This is a genomic window from Mycobacterium marinum (assembly GCF_003391395.1).
GTDB classification, from domain to species: Bacteria; Actinomycetota; Actinomycetes; order Mycobacteriales; family Mycobacteriaceae; genus Mycobacterium; species Mycobacterium marinum.
In genome coordinates this window covers 1,817,868-1,831,766 of record NZ_CP024190.1, presented here as the reverse complement: position 1 = coordinate 1,831,766, position 13,899 = coordinate 1,817,868, and the positions used below count along the sequence as shown (strand labels likewise).

Below are 13,899 nucleotides of genomic sequence, written 5' to 3'. Positions count from 1 at the left end.
CCCACCAGCTGATTCAACACGTCAACAACATGCATCCGGCAATCGGTCCTCCGCCCACAGAAACCACCCCGACCTCTGGGCGGCGCGGCACCTGCCGCTGCCCCGCATCCCCGCGCAACTGTAGACAGCCTTCATGCAGTGCCCAGTAGCCATGCATGCGTCCCGCCGATAGCTGGCCACCGTAGGTGTTGAGCGGCAGCTTCCCGTCACGCGCTATTCGCGCTCCGCCCTCGACAAACGGGCCGGCTTCGCCGTCGGCGCAAATGCCCAGGGCTTCCAGCCAGGCCAGGGTCAGAAACGTAAAGCCGTCATACAACTGCGCGACCTCGAGATCGGCTGGTTTCAACGCGGTGCGCGACCACATCTGCGCCGCGGCGTCCGACATCGCCATCTTGGGATAGTCGGCGCGGTGAAACCAGCCGCCGGACCCATCGGAGCCCCCAATTGCCTCGACCCGGACAGCGCGGTGCGGACAATCACGCGCGTATTCGGCGGTCGAGACCAGCACCGCGACGCAGCCGTCGATGGGCACATCGCAATCGAGCAAGCCCAATGGTGTGGACACCGGGCGCGCCCCCAGGTAGTCGGCCATGGTCATGGGTTCGCGATAAACGGCAAGCGGATTCAACGCCGCGTTGCGCCTCCCGTTGAGGGCGACCCAGCCCAGCTGCTCCCTGGTGGTGCCATACAGCTCCATGTGGCGGCGGCAGTTCAGCGCCAGCCAGTTCGCCGCCGAGTAGGCATGCGCCGCAATCAGATCGGTGATGTCGTCCATCGGCCCCACCGCCGGACGCGGGGCACCCTCGGCAACATCGAACATGCGGGCCAGCGGCGGGGCGGGAGCGTCCTGCTCCGGTTGGAGCGCAACGGCGCCGCCCAGCATCTGAATGGTCCGGTAAACGATCACATGACGGGCGCGCCGCTCGGCGACGGCACGGCAGGCCGACATCACCGGGCTCAACAACCCGCCGGTACCGAAGCCGGTTCCGCAGTCCGGGGCGTCGATCTGCAGTTCGGCGTTGACGTCGGCGGCCGGGGTGTCACCCAGCGTCGCGATGCCGTCGACATCAGCTGGGGTCAGGCCGGCGTCGGCAACGGCGGCCCGCACCGCCTCCATGGTCAGTTCGAGCCCGGGGATGCCGGTTCGACGGCCGATCCGCGAAATCCCGATACCGGATAGGATCGCGTCTTTCTCGAAGTGCTTCATCTGCAACCGTCCGAAGGCCCCGCGTACACGAATTAATAAAGTGTACTGTATTGGGCGTGTCCGCCGAGCCGATCTTCTCGCTGCTCATCGAGCACTGCGATGCTTGCGCTCGCTGGGTACACCCGGCAACCGGACGGTGCGATGAGTGCGGCGCCGCGCTGGTGCCACGTCCGGTATCCGGGCGCGGCACGGTGTTTACCTACACGGTCAACCACCACCGGTACCACCCGGACATCCCGACGCCCTACGTCATCGCCCTGGTAGAACTCAGCGAGCAAGCTGGGCTGCGAGTGGCCGCCAATATCGTTGATTGCGAACCCGATTCGGTGACCTGTGGCATGCCGGTCGCTATCCGGCCGGAGCGGGGCACCGGCGGGGCGCCGCTTTTCGCACCGGCCGGGCGCTGATCACCGCTTGCGCGCGGTGACCAGCAGGTACTCCCATTCCATCGCCGAGCTGCCGGCCAGATACCGGTCGCCGAGTGCGGCCAGCTCCGCGTCCAGCGCCGCGACACGATCGGGTTCGGCCGCTATCGCGCGATAGGCCGCAATGGTGGGCCCGTAGTTCGCTTTGAAGTAGTCACGGAAGGACGCACCGTCGGCGAACTCGTCCACCAGCAACGCACCGCGGCGAACGGCAAAGTCGGTGACCCGATCCGCGAACAACTCACGGACATGGCCTTCGGTTCCCCACAGCGGCGCCGGCTGGGCGCCCGGTAGCGGAGGGGCCAGGTAGGGCTTCATGGTCGTGAACATCTCACCGATGAATCCGCCTGGGGTCCAGCTGATCAAACCGATCACCCCGCCGGGCCGGCACACTCGAACCAGCTCGTCGGCGCAGGGCTGGTGATACGGCGCGAACATGACGCCGACGCAGGAAACCACGGCGTCGAACTCATCGGTGTCGAACGGCAAGGCTTGGGCGTTGGCCTCCACCCAGCGCAGGCTGGCACCACGGGCGGCCGCCAGCCCCCGGCCATACTCGAGCAAGTTCGGGCACAGGTCGCTGGCGATGACGTCAGCCCCGGCCAGCGCGGCCGGTATCGCCACGTTGCCGGATCCGGCCGCGACATCCAGCACCCGGTCACCGGCGCTGATTCGAGTGGCTTCCAACAGGATTGGGCCAAGTGGCGACACCAGATCGGTGGCCACGGCCGGATAGTCGCCCAATGCCCACAGGGCGCGATGCTTGCTTTCGTAACCGCGATCGGTCGGTTCGGTCCGGGCCAGGGTCGTCATGACGAGTTACCTTTCTGGGCTGTTCTGATGACTGATCACCATCGTCGGGCCGGCGCTGAATCACTTCCAGTGACAGATGTGAACCTGCGGCGGTACACAATCTGTACTAGTCAATTCGATCGCCACGGCGTCTACTGGACACAGTCGACTGGAGGGTCTTGCGCGATGTCCACATACAGCCAGTTCTGCCCGGTCGCCAAGGCGATGGAGTTGCTCGACGAACGATGGACGCTGCTGGTGGTTCGGGAGCTGCTGCTGGGCAGCACGCATTTCAACGACCTGCGCCGCGGGGTACCCAAAATGTCACCGGCGTTGTTGTCCAAGCGACTCAAGTCGTTGACCAAGGCCGGTGTCGTTGAACGCAGCGATATCGAGGGGCGCACCTCGTACTCGCTGACAACCTGCGGTCGCGAGCTCGCCACGGTGGTGGATGCACTCGGCGAGTGGGGCATTCGCTGGATACCAGAGCTCGGCGACGAAGACCTCGATCCGCACCTGTTGATGTGGGATATCCGGCGCACCGTACCCATCGACGCGTGGCCGCGGGCCCGCACGGTCCTGGCGTTCCGGTTGGCCGGTGTGGCACCCAAAGCCGCACGCTGGTGGCTGCTGGTGTCCGAGGGAGAGGCCGACGTGTGCGATTTCGACCCCGGCTATCAGGTTGCCGCGACCGTCGAGACCAGCCTGCTCACGCTGACTCAGCTCTGGCGCGGGGACCAGTCCTGGTCGCGGGCGATGCTCAACGGCGGGGTGCGCATCGACGGGCCGGCGCAGGTGCGCCGGTCGGTGCCGACCTGGCTCGGCCAATCGCGCCTGGCGGCGGTCCCCCGCCCGGCCTGAGCCCGCGAGGCGGATGACCCCGAGCCGCGGGCGCTAGTTGATCAAAGGATCACGCGGCATGCCGAGGATCCGCTCGGCGATCTGGTTGCGGGTCACCTCCGAGGTGCCGCCCGCGATCGCCATGCCGCGAGCGCCCATCACCATCCGGCCGATCACCGCGCCGGGGCCATCCAGCAGGGCGATCTCGGGGCCCAGCAAGGCCGCCGAGATGGCCGCGCCCTCCACCATGTGTTCGGCCAGCTTGAGCTTGGTGACGTTGCCCTCCGGCCCCGGACCGGCACCTTCGACGCTGCGCGCGGCCCGGCGCAGGTTGAGCAGCCGCAGCGCGTGGTCTTCGGCCAGGAAGTACCCGACCCGAGTCTCGGCGCCGGCCAATCGATCCGCCCCGTTCTGGGCCAGCTTGACCAGCTTGGCGGCCAGGCCCTCGTAGTAGCCACCGCTGCCGCCGATGCTGACCCGCTCGTTGCCCAATGTCGCCCGCGCGACCGTCCAGCCAGAGTTGGGCGTGCCGACGACATCTTCGTCGGGAACGAACACGTCGTTGAAGAACACCTCGTTGAATTCCGAACCACCGGTGATCTGGCGCAGCGGGCGGACCTCGACCCCGGGCGACTTCATATCGATGATCACCGTGGTGATGCCCGCGTGTTTGGGCACGTCAGGATCGGTGCGTACGGTGGCCAGACCGCGGGCGCAGTACTGCGCGCCGCTGGTCCACACCTTCTGGCCGTTGATCTTCCAGCCGCCATCGACCCGGGTGGCGCGGGTCTTGACCGAGGCCGCATCCGATCCGGCCTCCGGCTCGGAGAACAGCTGGCACCAGATCTCCTCCTGCCGCAGCGCCTTCTCCACGAATCGCTCGATCTGCCAAGCGGTCCCGTGCTGAATGAGCGTCAGGATCACCCAGCCGGTGATTGAATAGTCCGGGCGTTTGATGGCCGCCTTGCGGAACTCCTCCTCGATCACCAGCTGCTCCACCGCATTCGCCGCGCGCCCCCACGGCTTGGGCCAGTGCGGCATCACATAACCGGTCTCGATCAGCCTGTCGAGTTGGGCAGCCTTGTCGAGGGCAGCGATCTCGACGGCGTCGGCCCGGATCCGGGTACGCAATTCTTCGGCCTCGGCGGGCAGGTCCAGGCTGTTCTCTCGCGTCGCTCCGGCGGCGGTGCGCTCGAAGACATCACGAGCCGGCGCTTCCGCGCCCAACAGGGCCGCATCCACCAGCGCCCGGCGTAGATGCAGATGCGCGTCATGCTCCCAGGTGAATCCGATCCCGCCGTGCACCTGGATGTTGAGTTCGGCGTTGCGCGCGTAGGCCGGGAACGCCAGCAGCGCGGCCACTGCGGCGATGAGCTGGAACTGTTCTTCGTCCTCGGTGGCTGCCCGCGCGGCATCCCATACCGCGGCGATCCCAGACTCGGCGGCCACCAGCATGTTCGCGCAATGGTGTTTCACCGCTTGGAAAGTGGCGATGGTGCGACCGAATTGCTGGCGCACCTTGGCGTAGGCGACAGCGGCGTCGACGCAGTCGGCCGCGCCGCCGACCGCCTCGGCGGCCAGCACGGTCCGGGCCCGGGCCAGCGCCGCGGCCCGGGCGCCGGGCAAGAGGTCCTGCGCGCTGACCTTCACCTCGTGCAACCGCACCCGCCCCGAGCGCCGCGTGGGATCGAAGTTGTCCGGAACCTCCACCGACACACCGCTGCGGCCGCGGTCCAGCACCAGCACGTCGTCCCCCGCGGCGACCAGCAGCAGCTCGGCCAGTCCCGCGCCCAGCACGATCCCGGCATCACCGCTGGCGACCCCGTTCTCGACCCGTACGTTGCCGTCGAGGCCGATGCCGGCGGTGACGGTGCCGTCGATCAGGCCCGGCAGCAGCCGCGTCTGCTGCTCGTCGCTGCCCTTCTTGGCGAGCACCGCCGAAGCGATAACGGTGGGCACAAAGGGTCCGGGCGCCACCGCACGGCCGAGTTCTTCGACTACCACGACAAGTTCAGGCAATCCGTAGCCGGAGCCGCCGTGACGCTCGTCGATGTGCAAGCCGAGCCAACCGAGCTCGACCATGTCCTGCCAGAAGGGTGGTCGCGACTCATCGGGTGAATCGAGCAGCGAACGCGCCGCCCAGCGCGCCTTCTGCGAGGTCAAGAACGCGCGGGCTACCTCGGCAAGCTCGCGATGGTCGTCGGTCAATGCGATACCCATCAGGGCCCTCCTCGCGGCACTGCCAAGCTCGCCTCGTTACGGGCCCGGCCGATCACCTAAAGAGTGTACTCAAATATGTGCGGTGCGATCGGCGGGGTTTGTGGGGTCACTCACTTGGGCGCGAACCGCTGTCCCGCATCCAGTCGCAGGCACTGCCCGTTGAGCATCGGGTTGTCCACGATGGCCGCGACCAGCTTGGCGTATTCCTCGGGCCGGCCCATCCGCTTCGGGAAGGCGGCGTCCTTGACCAGCTGGGCGGCCATCTCGTCGGGGACCATCGCGGTCAGCCCGGTGAGGAACAGGCTCGGCGCAATAGCCAGCACCCGGATCCCCATCGAGCCCAGATCGCGGGCCATGGTCAAACACATGCCGGCGATTCCGGCCTTGGCGGCCGTGTAGGCGACCTGCCCAATCTGGCCCTCGAAGGCCGCGATGGATGCGGTGTTGATGATGACGCCGCGCTCGTCGTCCTCTGGCTCGTTGTCGGCCATGTGCGCGGCGGCGAGCCGGCTGATGTTGAAGGTGGCAATGAGGTTGAGATCCACCACGGAGCGGAAGGATTCGAGGTCGTGTGGACCGGACTTGGTCAGGGTCCGCTTGGCGATACCACCGCCGGCGGTGGTCACGATGACGTGCAGACCGCCGAGACGATCAACCGCGGTCTGCAGGATCTCTTCGGTGCCGGCGAAGTCGGTGACATCGACCGGGTAGAACGCCGCGCCGATCGCCTCGGCAACACTCTTGCCGTCGGACCCCTCGCGGTCCAGTATCGCCACGTCAGCACCGCGTTTTGCCAGTAATTCGGCGGTGGCACGACCCATCCCCGACGCGCCGCCGATAACGACGGCCTTCTTGCCGCTGATCTCCATCCGGACCTCCCGATGCCTTGCCAGAATCATGACAATTTGTAACGTTATCTCGGAACGCTAGCGCGTCTACCGTGCATTGATGTCGGCGACTCATGCCAAGCTCGAGACGTGCTCCTCATCGACATAGCAAGCACTTCGCTTAATGTGGGCGGCACCTCGTCTCGGCTGGCCAAGGTCGAACGGATTGCCGACCTGTTGCGCGCCGCCGCCCCCGACCCGGACCTGGTCGCGATCGTCGTGGCGTGGCTCTCCGGCGAGCTGCGGCAGCGCCAGATCGGCGTGGGCTGGGCCGCGTTGCGGTCGCTGCCCGCGGCCGCGGGTAGCCCGGCGCTCACCGTCACCGGTACCGACGCGGCGTTCAGCGAGATCGGCGCGGTGTCGGGTAAGGGGTCTGCGGCCCACCGCCGCGAACTCATCACGCGGTTGTTCGCCGCTGCGACCGAAACCGAGCAGGCCTTTCTGGTGCGGCTGCTCAGCGGCGAACTGCGCCAGGGCGCGCTGGCCGGGATCATGGTCGACGCCGTCGCCAGGGCCGCCGAAGTCCCCGCTACGGCGGTGCAACGAGCCGCCATGCTGGGCGGGGATTTACCGACGGTGGCGGCGGCGTGCCTGGCGGCCGGGTCATCGGGCGCGGCCAGCGCGCTGGACTCGTTCACGCTGCGGGCGGGCAGACCGATCGGGCCAATGCTGGCGCAGAGCGCCGGCAGCATCACCGATGCCCTCGAACGCCATGGCGGTGCAACAATTTTCGAGGCAAAGTTGGATGGCGCCCGGGTTCAGATCCACCGAACCGGTGATGAGGTCACCGTCTATACCCGAAGCCTCGACGACGTCACGGCCCGCCTGCCGGAGGTGGTTCAGGCAACGCTGGCGCTGCCGGTCAGCGACCTTGTTGCCGACGGCGAGGCGATTGCCCTGCAACCAGACGGCCGGCCGCATCGCTTCCAGGTCACCGCATCACGATTTGGCCGGTCGGTGAATGTCGCTGCCGCCCAAGCCAAACAGCCGCTGTCGGTGTTCTTCTTCGACATCTTGCATCGGGATGGACGCGACCTACTCGATGCGCCGACCACCGACCGGCTGGCAGCCCTGGACGCCGTGGTGCCGGCCCGGCACCGAGTCGATCGGCTGACCACCGCAGACGCGGCCGCGGCGACCGATTTTCTGCAGGCAACACTGGCCGCCGGCCACGAAGGCGTGATGGCCAAATCCCCCACCGCGCCCTACCTGGCCGGCCGCCGCGGCGCCGGATGGCTGAAGGTCAAACCGGTGCACACGCTGGACCTGGTGGTGCTCGCGGTGGAGTGGGGGTCAGGACGACGACGCGGCAAGCTGTCCAATATTCACCTCGGCGCCCGCGATGCCGCCACCGGCGAATTCGTGATGCTGGGCAAGACGTTCAAAGGCATGACCGATGCCATGCTGGACTGGCAGACCGCGCGATTCACCGAACTTGCCGTGGGGGGCACCGACGGCTATGTGGTCGCGCTGCGCCCCGAGCAGGTGGTCGAGGTGGCCTTCGACGGCGTGCAGGCGTCCTCGCGTTATCCCGGCGGGCTGGCGTTACGCTTCGCCCGGGTGGTGCGCTACCGCGACGACAAGGGGCCGGCCGACGCAGACACCATCGACACCGTGCGGGCGCTGTATTGACGCGCTAGCGGTTCGCCGGTTTGAGCAGGAGCAGGAGCAGGCCAAGCGCCGCCCCGTAGATCAGGTGCTGGACGGCAAAGGGGCCGTAACCGGCCGCAGCCGCCATGTTGCGCACCGGATCCCCGCCGCCGAACAGCGCCGCCGAAACGGGCAGGGCAATCCAGGTGCTGACCGCGAAAACCGCCAGGCCCCAGACCAGCGCCGCGCCGACCAGGGCGACGCCGCGCAGTCGCGCCCGGTCCACAATCAGCCCGAAGACCGCGCCATACCCCGCGCCCACCATCATGTGCACGAGCGCGCCCAGCACCGCCGGCGCGGCGATGAAGGTGAACAGTTGTCCCGCCGTGGCCGCCCGCATCGACTGCACCATCGCGTCGGGGCCGACGAACGTAGCGGCGATGCGATAGAGCGGGGTGAAGAACCCGCTGTGCAGCAGCGTGGCGCCGGCCAGCATCGCGAACATCGCCATCACCAGCGAGGCGAGCACACCCGCTCCCCCGCCCACAAGCAGGCCTCGCACGGCCTGGCGGGATATTGTCGATGCCTCCGAGCCAGATGAAGCAGCAGTTGCCATTTCGAATACCTCCGTACGTCGGCGCATGAGAAGCGGCGCCGCTGACACTCAATCCGCTAGACCTTGCGCACACCGCGGAAATGTCATCAGGATTACAGGAATCTAGGAGGGCACGACGATGAGCGAACGCCGCGGATCGGGATTTCGAGAGGCGGTCACCCTTTTCACCGGTGGCGCGCAACCCAGTGAGTCGCAAGTCCGCCACGCCGCGTGGGTGGCCCGCTGCGTCGGGCGGGGAGCGGCAGCGCCGCTGCATCCCAACGACCTCACGGCTCTCGCCGGAACCCTTAGTCAACATCAGTTCACCTCCGGGGCAGTACTTTTCAATCTCGGCCAAGATCCGACCGGGGTGTGGATTGTGCGACAGGGACAGATCGAGCTCGCGGTGGGTGCGGGGCGGCGGCGCGCAGTCGTCGATGTGCTGCGCGGCGGCGATGTCGACGGAGACATTCCGCTGTTGCTGGAGATGCCGATGGCCTATACCGCCCGCGCGCTCGAGGACAGCACTTGCCTCTATCTGGACCGGGCGAACTTCGAGAGCCTACTGGCAGGCCACCCCAACATCGCGCGGCGCTGGCTGTCATCGGTCGCACAGCGCGTCTCAGCCGGGCAAGCCCGGCTCATTGCCCTGCTGGGCCGACCGCTTCCGGCTCAGGTTGCCCAGCTACTGCTCGACGAATCATCGGAAGGATCAGTACAACTCGCGCAACGCACGCTATCGGCGATGCTCGGTGTGCAGCGGCCGTCTCTGAACAAGATCCTCAAGGGCTTTGAACGTGACGGGTTGATCGCCGTCGGCTACGCCGAGATATCGATCGTTGACGTCAACGGGCTCAGCGCCAGAGCGCGCTAGGTGTTCTTCACTGGCAGGTTGTGAACGCGTAGGCGTTCGATGGGTGTTTTTCCGCCGATGCCGGTGTGGGGTCGATGGTGATTGTAGTAGTGCAGCCAGTCCTGATAAGTTGCCGCGCGTTGGACCTCCGACAGGTAGGTCTGCGCGTAGGCCCATTCGCTGGCCAGGGTGCGGTTGAACCTCTCGACTTTTCCGTTGGTCTGAGGACGGTACGGGCGAGTGCGCTTGTGGGCGATCTCCTCGCCGAGTGAATCGGCGAAAACTTTTGACCGGTAACAGTTTCCGTTGTCAGTCAACACACGCTTGACGGTGATCCCGTGATCGACGAAAAACCCGTTAGCCCGCAACCAGAACCCTGCGGCGGTGTCTTTACGTTCGTCGGTGAGGATCTCGGAGTAGGCCAGCCGCGAATGATCATCGACGGCATGGTGCACAAACGCATACCCCACGCCGCTACGGTTGCGTCGACCGGCGTGACGACCCAACTTGCGGTGCCCACCACCGTCGGGAATGCGACCTAGCTTCTTGACGTCGAGGTGAACCAAATCCCCGGGTGCGGGATGCTCGTAACGGCGCGGTTGGGGCCGGCGCACCGGCAGCCCACTGGCTTGATCGAGATCGCGCAGCAACGGCATCCGGTAACGGCGCAGCACCGCTTCCACCGTCGAGCGGGCCAGCCGCAAATGCGCGGCGATGCGGTGCGGCCCCCAGCGCCGCGTGAAGCGGATTTTGATGATGCGCCGCTCCCGACGCTGGGGAAGCCGACCTGGACTGCGATGCGGACGACTGGAGCGATCGACCATGGCCTCTGGACCGCCAACGCGGTAACGGTCAGCCCATTTCTTGGCCGTGGCCGTCGAGCACTGGAACCGCTCGGCGGCTCGGGCATAGGTCCAACGGTCATCGACGACACAGCGGGCCAGCCGCAACCGCCCCCGCGGAGTCAATGAGGCATTAGCGTGGGACATGAGGACCTCTCGGTGATCGGGGTGTGTGTGGTAACCACACCGATACCGGAGGTCCTCACCTATTTCCCGCTAGCCACGCCGTTCACAACCTCGCTGGGAGTTACAGCTAGGCCGGCAGCCCGAACTAGGTGGCCGGCTCATTTGGGTCAGGCGGAGGCCACGAAGGACTGCGCCCCAGATCCGAGTCCCGCGTCACGTCGGCGCGGGCTTGATCACGGGCGTTAGACGGCAACGACGTATCCGTACACCACCATGCGTCGCAGATTTTCGCCCACCACAGCGGCACGGGCAACGACCCCGCGCCGCACGACACCACTCCGTAGGAGTTGGGGTCGCCGTTGCCGGGCGTGGACGCCACGAACTGATCCACCTGCGCGACAATGTGGTTGTCCACATCGATTTCGCAGTGCACATTGCCCGAGTACGGCCACGGGATACTTACTTGCATCCCCGCTTTCGCCGGATCGGCCAGCATCGTAGTGGTGGTGAATTCGCGGCCGGTCGCGCTCAACGGGGCGGTTGCCGTGTAGGTGTCGTTGACCATGTAGATGGCCCGTCCGCTGGAGATCGGGGCATCCACCTTCGCGATGTAGGTGATTGTGTGCGCTCCTGGTGGATCCGCTCGCGCAACATCCGGTGCGAGTCCAGGGCCGACGGCGGCGGCCAGCACCGCCGCGATCGACACCCATGCGTACACCGCAACTCGCATGGCTTCGTATCGTACGCCGGGCATCCCATGGCTGCCATCTCGAAATCGTCGGGCAGATCTGTTGGCGTGGCTGGTGCTAATCCGTATCAACGGCAGCCGAAACTCTGGGGTTTGCCCTGATCCTAGATGCCAGCGCGAAGTCCGAATTACATTCTGATCAAATGCTTTTGAAAGGCGTCGCGCCATTCGTCGGCTCCTAGCCGGATCGTAGTGACCTCCCATCTGCAATCTCTGTACCGGAGTGCCTATGACGCAGGCTCGTCGGGCATGGGGCGCACCTCCGGCGGTGCCGGCAGTGGGGTCGGCGGCAGACCACCCCCATAGGATGCCTGTCGCACGCCGACCACCAAGGTAAGCACGAAGGTGGGCGGAGTATCGGGCGGGAAGCCCAGCACCCTTACATCTTCGGGAATCGGTTCGGGGCGAAGGCATATCGTCGCCAGGCCCCTGCCCGCCCAATAGTCGTCGGGGGCACCGGTCTCGAGTCGGTACTCGAACACACTGAGGGTCGAGCTGCCCAACACTCGCTTGTCGAACGGGATGTAGACCCCCGGAAGTTCATAGGGGTTGGCCGACTCCCTCATGCGGTTTGGGTTGGGAACAATACGCTGACCGACCAGTTGCACCGGCACACGCTGATGGCGCGGCGGACCGTCGGGGTACCAGGAACCGCTGATCTCGGCCCAGTCCCAGCCTGGGCTCGGCTGACACTCCGGTTCTCCGTAGGGAATCCAGTGCACCGGGGTGCTGGGAAGCTGTACTTCCAGCATCGCGCCCTTGGGCACCAGTTGCGGAGTCCAGGTGCGGTTCCACCAACTCAGATTGTCCCGATGCTGCTGGGTGAAGACATAGCGACCCTCGTTGTGCAGCGGCAACTGGGCATCTTCGGGCTCGGCCACCGCGGGACCGACGGCAAACACCAGAGCGGCGATGAATGCGGCCAGCAGCGGGCGGCGCAGCCTCACGGCGCCCCCTTCGGATACTGCCCTGGGGGATCGACGAGCAAGATGCCCATCATTCCCCGGTCTTCGTGGGGCAGGATGTGACAGTGATAGACGGTCTTTCCGGTCACGTCCGGACGGAAGTAGGTCCGCAACGTATACCTGCCGTACGGCGGTAGGCGGAATGTGTCCCACCAGATGTCGGGCTCGTAGGCCGCCGCCCAACTGGTGTCACCTGCTGGGATCCCTTGGACGTCGACAACCTGGAACGGGTTTATGTGGATATGCAAGGGGTGCTGGAAGACGTCCTCATTGACTATCGTCCACTCCTCGACCGTGCCACCCTCGACCTCCTGATCAATCCGGTCCATATTCATCTCCTTACCGTCGATGAGGAACTGGATTCCCATACCGGTCCGCCCGCTGATATCGCCGGAGAACACCAGAACCCGGCGCCGCGACACCGGCAGGTTCGGCATCCGTGGCGGCTCCACCAGGGTCTTCGGCATCGGTGTGTCGGTCGGTTTGCCGCGCACCACCAGGGTGGCCAGCGGCAGATAAGGGCGGGGGCCACCGGGGTGTCCCTGGTCGTAGGCTTCGGCGTAGATCCGGTAGCGCCCGGGCTCGCCCGCTTTGATGATGAACTCGGCCCGGTTGGCCGAGGCCAAGAAAATGTGCTGGCGCGTGCGCGGGGCGGCGTAGGGCGTCCCATCGGTTCCGATCTGCTCGAGTGAATGCCCTTCCACGTGCAGCCATATCGACCGATGCGGGCACGCGTTGAGCACCCGAAAGCGCTGGGCTTCACCCGGTTGCATGGTGATGTCTGGGATGAGTTGGCCGTTGACGGTGTAGTACATGCTCGACGGCACTGAGGGAAAGGAAGCGAACGGCACATCGCCCGCGATGGGCGCCACCACGGTGAACGGAACCTCGCCGCTGTCATCGGCGATCCACAGCTCGTTGATCACGATGGTGCGCTCACGCATGGCGGCGATCTCGGGCACCGCGTCAATGTCGCCCTCGACGATGATTGCGCCGGAGAGCCCGTTCCAGCCCTGATGTGCGGTCGCCGTGTGGAAATGCGGGTGGTACCAATACAAGCCAGCCGGCTGATCCTTTGGGATGTCGTAGCTGTATTGGTGATCGTTTAGCGGGCCGATCTGCAGAAAGACGTTGTCCGCGGGGTCTTCTGGGCTCACTTGGAGGCCATGGGTGTGCAAGTTGATGTCGACATCCTCTTGCGCGAGCGTTTGCCGTCTCTCCCACTTGTTCCACAGGTCGTGGACACAGGCCCGCCGGGTGTCATAACGCGCGTCGTTGGACTTGGAGGCGCAATAGGGCAGCATGAATACGTTGTTGGTGGGGATCCCGACCGGGACAATCCGGTTCTTGAGCAAGACCCGCAGATTGTCACCCGGCCGGATTCGCAGGATGGGCCCGGGTAACTGGCCGTTGAACGTCTCCAAGGTCAGTTGACGGCCATCGAGTTCGACAACATTGGTGACGGCGCTCAACTCCGTATCCAAAACACCGTTTGCGCTTGAGAATTCGGGAAGGTCACGAAGCTCGTCACCGCCCGCGTGTGCTGGCGCCGATGCGCCTCTTATCGCGCCGGCCGCGCCAGTTGCCGCCATAAGAGCCAGGAACGCCCTGCGATTCACAGTCGCCAACCGCCAAGTCCCTACTGTGCTTTCCGATTCGTCAACGGGAGCTTAGCCAAGAATGCGCCATTTCGCGCGGCCAAATTCAGCACGACCAGCGCGGGCAATTGTGTCATCCAAATGACAATCTGGATGACATCCGGGCGCATTCATATTTCGCGCTACCTAATGCCGTTAAAGGCCGCCTCTT

13 protein-coding genes are annotated in these 13,899 nt (G+C 65.8%); 4 read left to right on the top strand and 9 right to left on the bottom strand.

The features are described 5' to 3' along the window. Positions 1-13 precede the first annotated feature (13 nt). Positions 14-1,207: a thiolase family protein gene (locus tag CCUG20998_RS07705; protein ID WP_020728113.1), complete on the bottom strand. Its 1,194-nt coding sequence runs from the start codon at positions 1,205-1,207 to the stop codon at positions 14-16. Between the two features lie 56 nt (positions 1,208-1,263). On the opposite strand from CCUG20998_RS07705, the gene CCUG20998_RS07700 reads away from it, so the two are divergent. Next, positions 1,264-1,614 (top strand): Zn-ribbon domain-containing OB-fold protein, encoded by a 351-nt coding sequence (locus CCUG20998_RS07700; RefSeq protein ID WP_020728112.1) that lies wholly within the window; start codon positions 1,264-1,266, stop codon positions 1,612-1,614. Here the strand turns inward: CCUG20998_RS07700 and CCUG20998_RS07695 are convergent, their stop codons facing one another. After that, positions 1,615-2,445 (bottom strand): class I SAM-dependent methyltransferase, encoded by an 831-nt coding sequence (locus CCUG20998_RS07695; RefSeq protein WP_020728111.1) that lies wholly within the window; start codon positions 2,443-2,445, stop codon positions 1,615-1,617. Positions 2,446-2,610: 165 nt separating this feature from the next. On the opposite strand from CCUG20998_RS07695, the gene CCUG20998_RS07690 reads away from it, so the two are divergent. After that, the gene (locus tag CCUG20998_RS07690; protein ID WP_020728110.1) at positions 2,611-3,285 is read left to right on the top strand and encodes a winged helix-turn-helix transcriptional regulator; all 675 of its coding nucleotides are present in this window, start codon (positions 2,611-2,613) and stop codon (positions 3,283-3,285) included. Between the two features lie 33 nt (positions 3,286-3,318). Here the strand turns inward: CCUG20998_RS07690 and CCUG20998_RS07685 are convergent, their stop codons facing one another. Together CCUG20998_RS07685 and CCUG20998_RS07680 are read right to left on the bottom strand one after the other, a co-directional pair. Then, the gene (locus CCUG20998_RS07685) at positions 3,319-5,484 is read right to left on the bottom strand and encodes an acyl-CoA dehydrogenase family protein (RefSeq protein ID WP_020728109.1); all 2,166 of its coding nucleotides are present in this window, start codon (positions 5,482-5,484) and stop codon (positions 3,319-3,321) included. Positions 5,485-5,594: 110 nt separating this feature from the next. Continuing rightward, the gene (locus CCUG20998_RS07680; protein ID WP_020728108.1) at positions 5,595-6,353 is read right to left on the bottom strand and encodes an SDR family NAD(P)-dependent oxidoreductase; all 759 of its coding nucleotides are present in this window, start codon (positions 6,351-6,353) and stop codon (positions 5,595-5,597) included. A 108-nt stretch (positions 6,354-6,461) separates the two neighbouring features. Here CCUG20998_RS07680 and CCUG20998_RS07675 point away from each other — a divergent pair, with 108 nt between their 5' ends. Next, positions 6,462-8,003: an ATP-dependent DNA ligase gene (locus tag CCUG20998_RS07675; RefSeq protein WP_036455305.1), complete on the top strand. Its 1,542-nt coding sequence runs from the start codon at positions 6,462-6,464 to the stop codon at positions 8,001-8,003. Positions 8,004-8,007: 4 nt separating this feature from the next. Here CCUG20998_RS07675 and CCUG20998_RS07670 read toward each other — a convergent pair whose 3' ends face one another. Next, positions 8,008-8,490, bottom strand: a complete 483-nt coding sequence (locus tag CCUG20998_RS07670) for a hypothetical protein (RefSeq protein ID WP_231389641.1) — start codon at positions 8,488-8,490, stop codon at positions 8,008-8,010. Positions 8,491-8,695: 205 nt separating this feature from the next. On the opposite strand from CCUG20998_RS07670, the gene CCUG20998_RS07665 reads away from it, so the two are divergent. Then, the gene (locus tag CCUG20998_RS07665) at positions 8,696-9,430 is read left to right on the top strand and encodes a Crp/Fnr family transcriptional regulator (RefSeq protein ID WP_036455772.1); all 735 of its coding nucleotides are present in this window, start codon (positions 8,696-8,698) and stop codon (positions 9,428-9,430) included. On the opposite strand, the gene CCUG20998_RS07660 is transcribed toward CCUG20998_RS07665, so the two are convergent. The 4 genes from CCUG20998_RS07660 to CCUG20998_RS07645 form a co-directional block, all read right to left on the bottom strand. After that, a complete protein-coding gene (locus CCUG20998_RS07660) occupies positions 9,427-10,398 on the bottom strand; it encodes an IS481-like element ISMyma6 family transposase (RefSeq protein WP_012394229.1) in 972 nt (323 codons plus the stop codon). The two genes, CCUG20998_RS07665 and CCUG20998_RS07660, sit on opposite strands and share 4 nt — an antisense overlap. 124 nt (positions 10,399-10,522) lie before the next feature. After that, complete coding sequence (locus tag CCUG20998_RS07655) at positions 10,523-11,107, bottom strand: hypothetical protein (RefSeq protein WP_036450758.1); 585 nt, start codon at positions 11,105-11,107, stop codon at positions 10,523-10,525. 245 nt (positions 11,108-11,352) lie between these two features. Further along, complete coding sequence (locus CCUG20998_RS07650) at positions 11,353-12,072, bottom strand: hypothetical protein (protein ID WP_036455301.1); 720 nt, start codon at positions 12,070-12,072, stop codon at positions 11,353-11,355. Beyond that, entirely contained in the window at positions 12,069-13,562 is a 1,494-nt protein-coding gene (locus CCUG20998_RS07645; protein WP_231389640.1) for a multicopper oxidase family protein, read from the bottom strand. Before CCUG20998_RS07645 ends, CCUG20998_RS07650 begins: the two co-directional genes overlap by 4 nt. Positions 13,563-13,899: the final 337 nt, after the last annotated feature.

Excerpts from the sequence above, each read along its gene's own strand:
- CCUG20998_RS07665 (WP_036455772.1), top strand. The coding sequence starts at position 8,696 with ATGAGCGAACGCCGCGGATCGGGATTTCGAGAGGCGGTCACCCTTTTC.
- CCUG20998_RS07680 (WP_020728108.1), bottom strand. The coding sequence starts at position 6,353 with ATGGAGATCAGCGGCAAGAAGGCCGTCGTTATCGGCGGCGCGTCGGGG.
- CCUG20998_RS07690 (WP_020728110.1), top strand. The coding sequence starts at position 2,611 with ATGTCCACATACAGCCAGTTCTGCCCGGTCGCCAAGGCGATGGAGTTG.
- CCUG20998_RS07685 (WP_020728109.1), bottom strand. The coding sequence starts at position 5,484 with ATGGGTATCGCATTGACCGACGACCATCGCGAGCTTGCCGAGGTAGCC.
- CCUG20998_RS07660 (WP_012394229.1), bottom strand. The coding sequence starts at position 10,398 with ATGTCCCACGCTAATGCCTCATTGACTCCGCGGGGGCGGTTGCGGCTG.
- CCUG20998_RS07655 (WP_036450758.1), bottom strand. The coding sequence starts at position 11,107 with ATGCGAGTTGCGGTGTACGCATGGGTGTCGATCGCGGCGGTGCTGGCC.
- CCUG20998_RS07695 (WP_020728111.1), bottom strand. The coding sequence starts at position 2,445 with ATGACGACCCTGGCCCGGACCGAACCGACCGATCGCGGTTACGAAAGC.
- CCUG20998_RS07705 (WP_020728113.1), bottom strand. The coding sequence starts at position 1,207 with ATGAAGCACTTCGAGAAAGACGCGATCCTATCCGGTATCGGGATTTCG.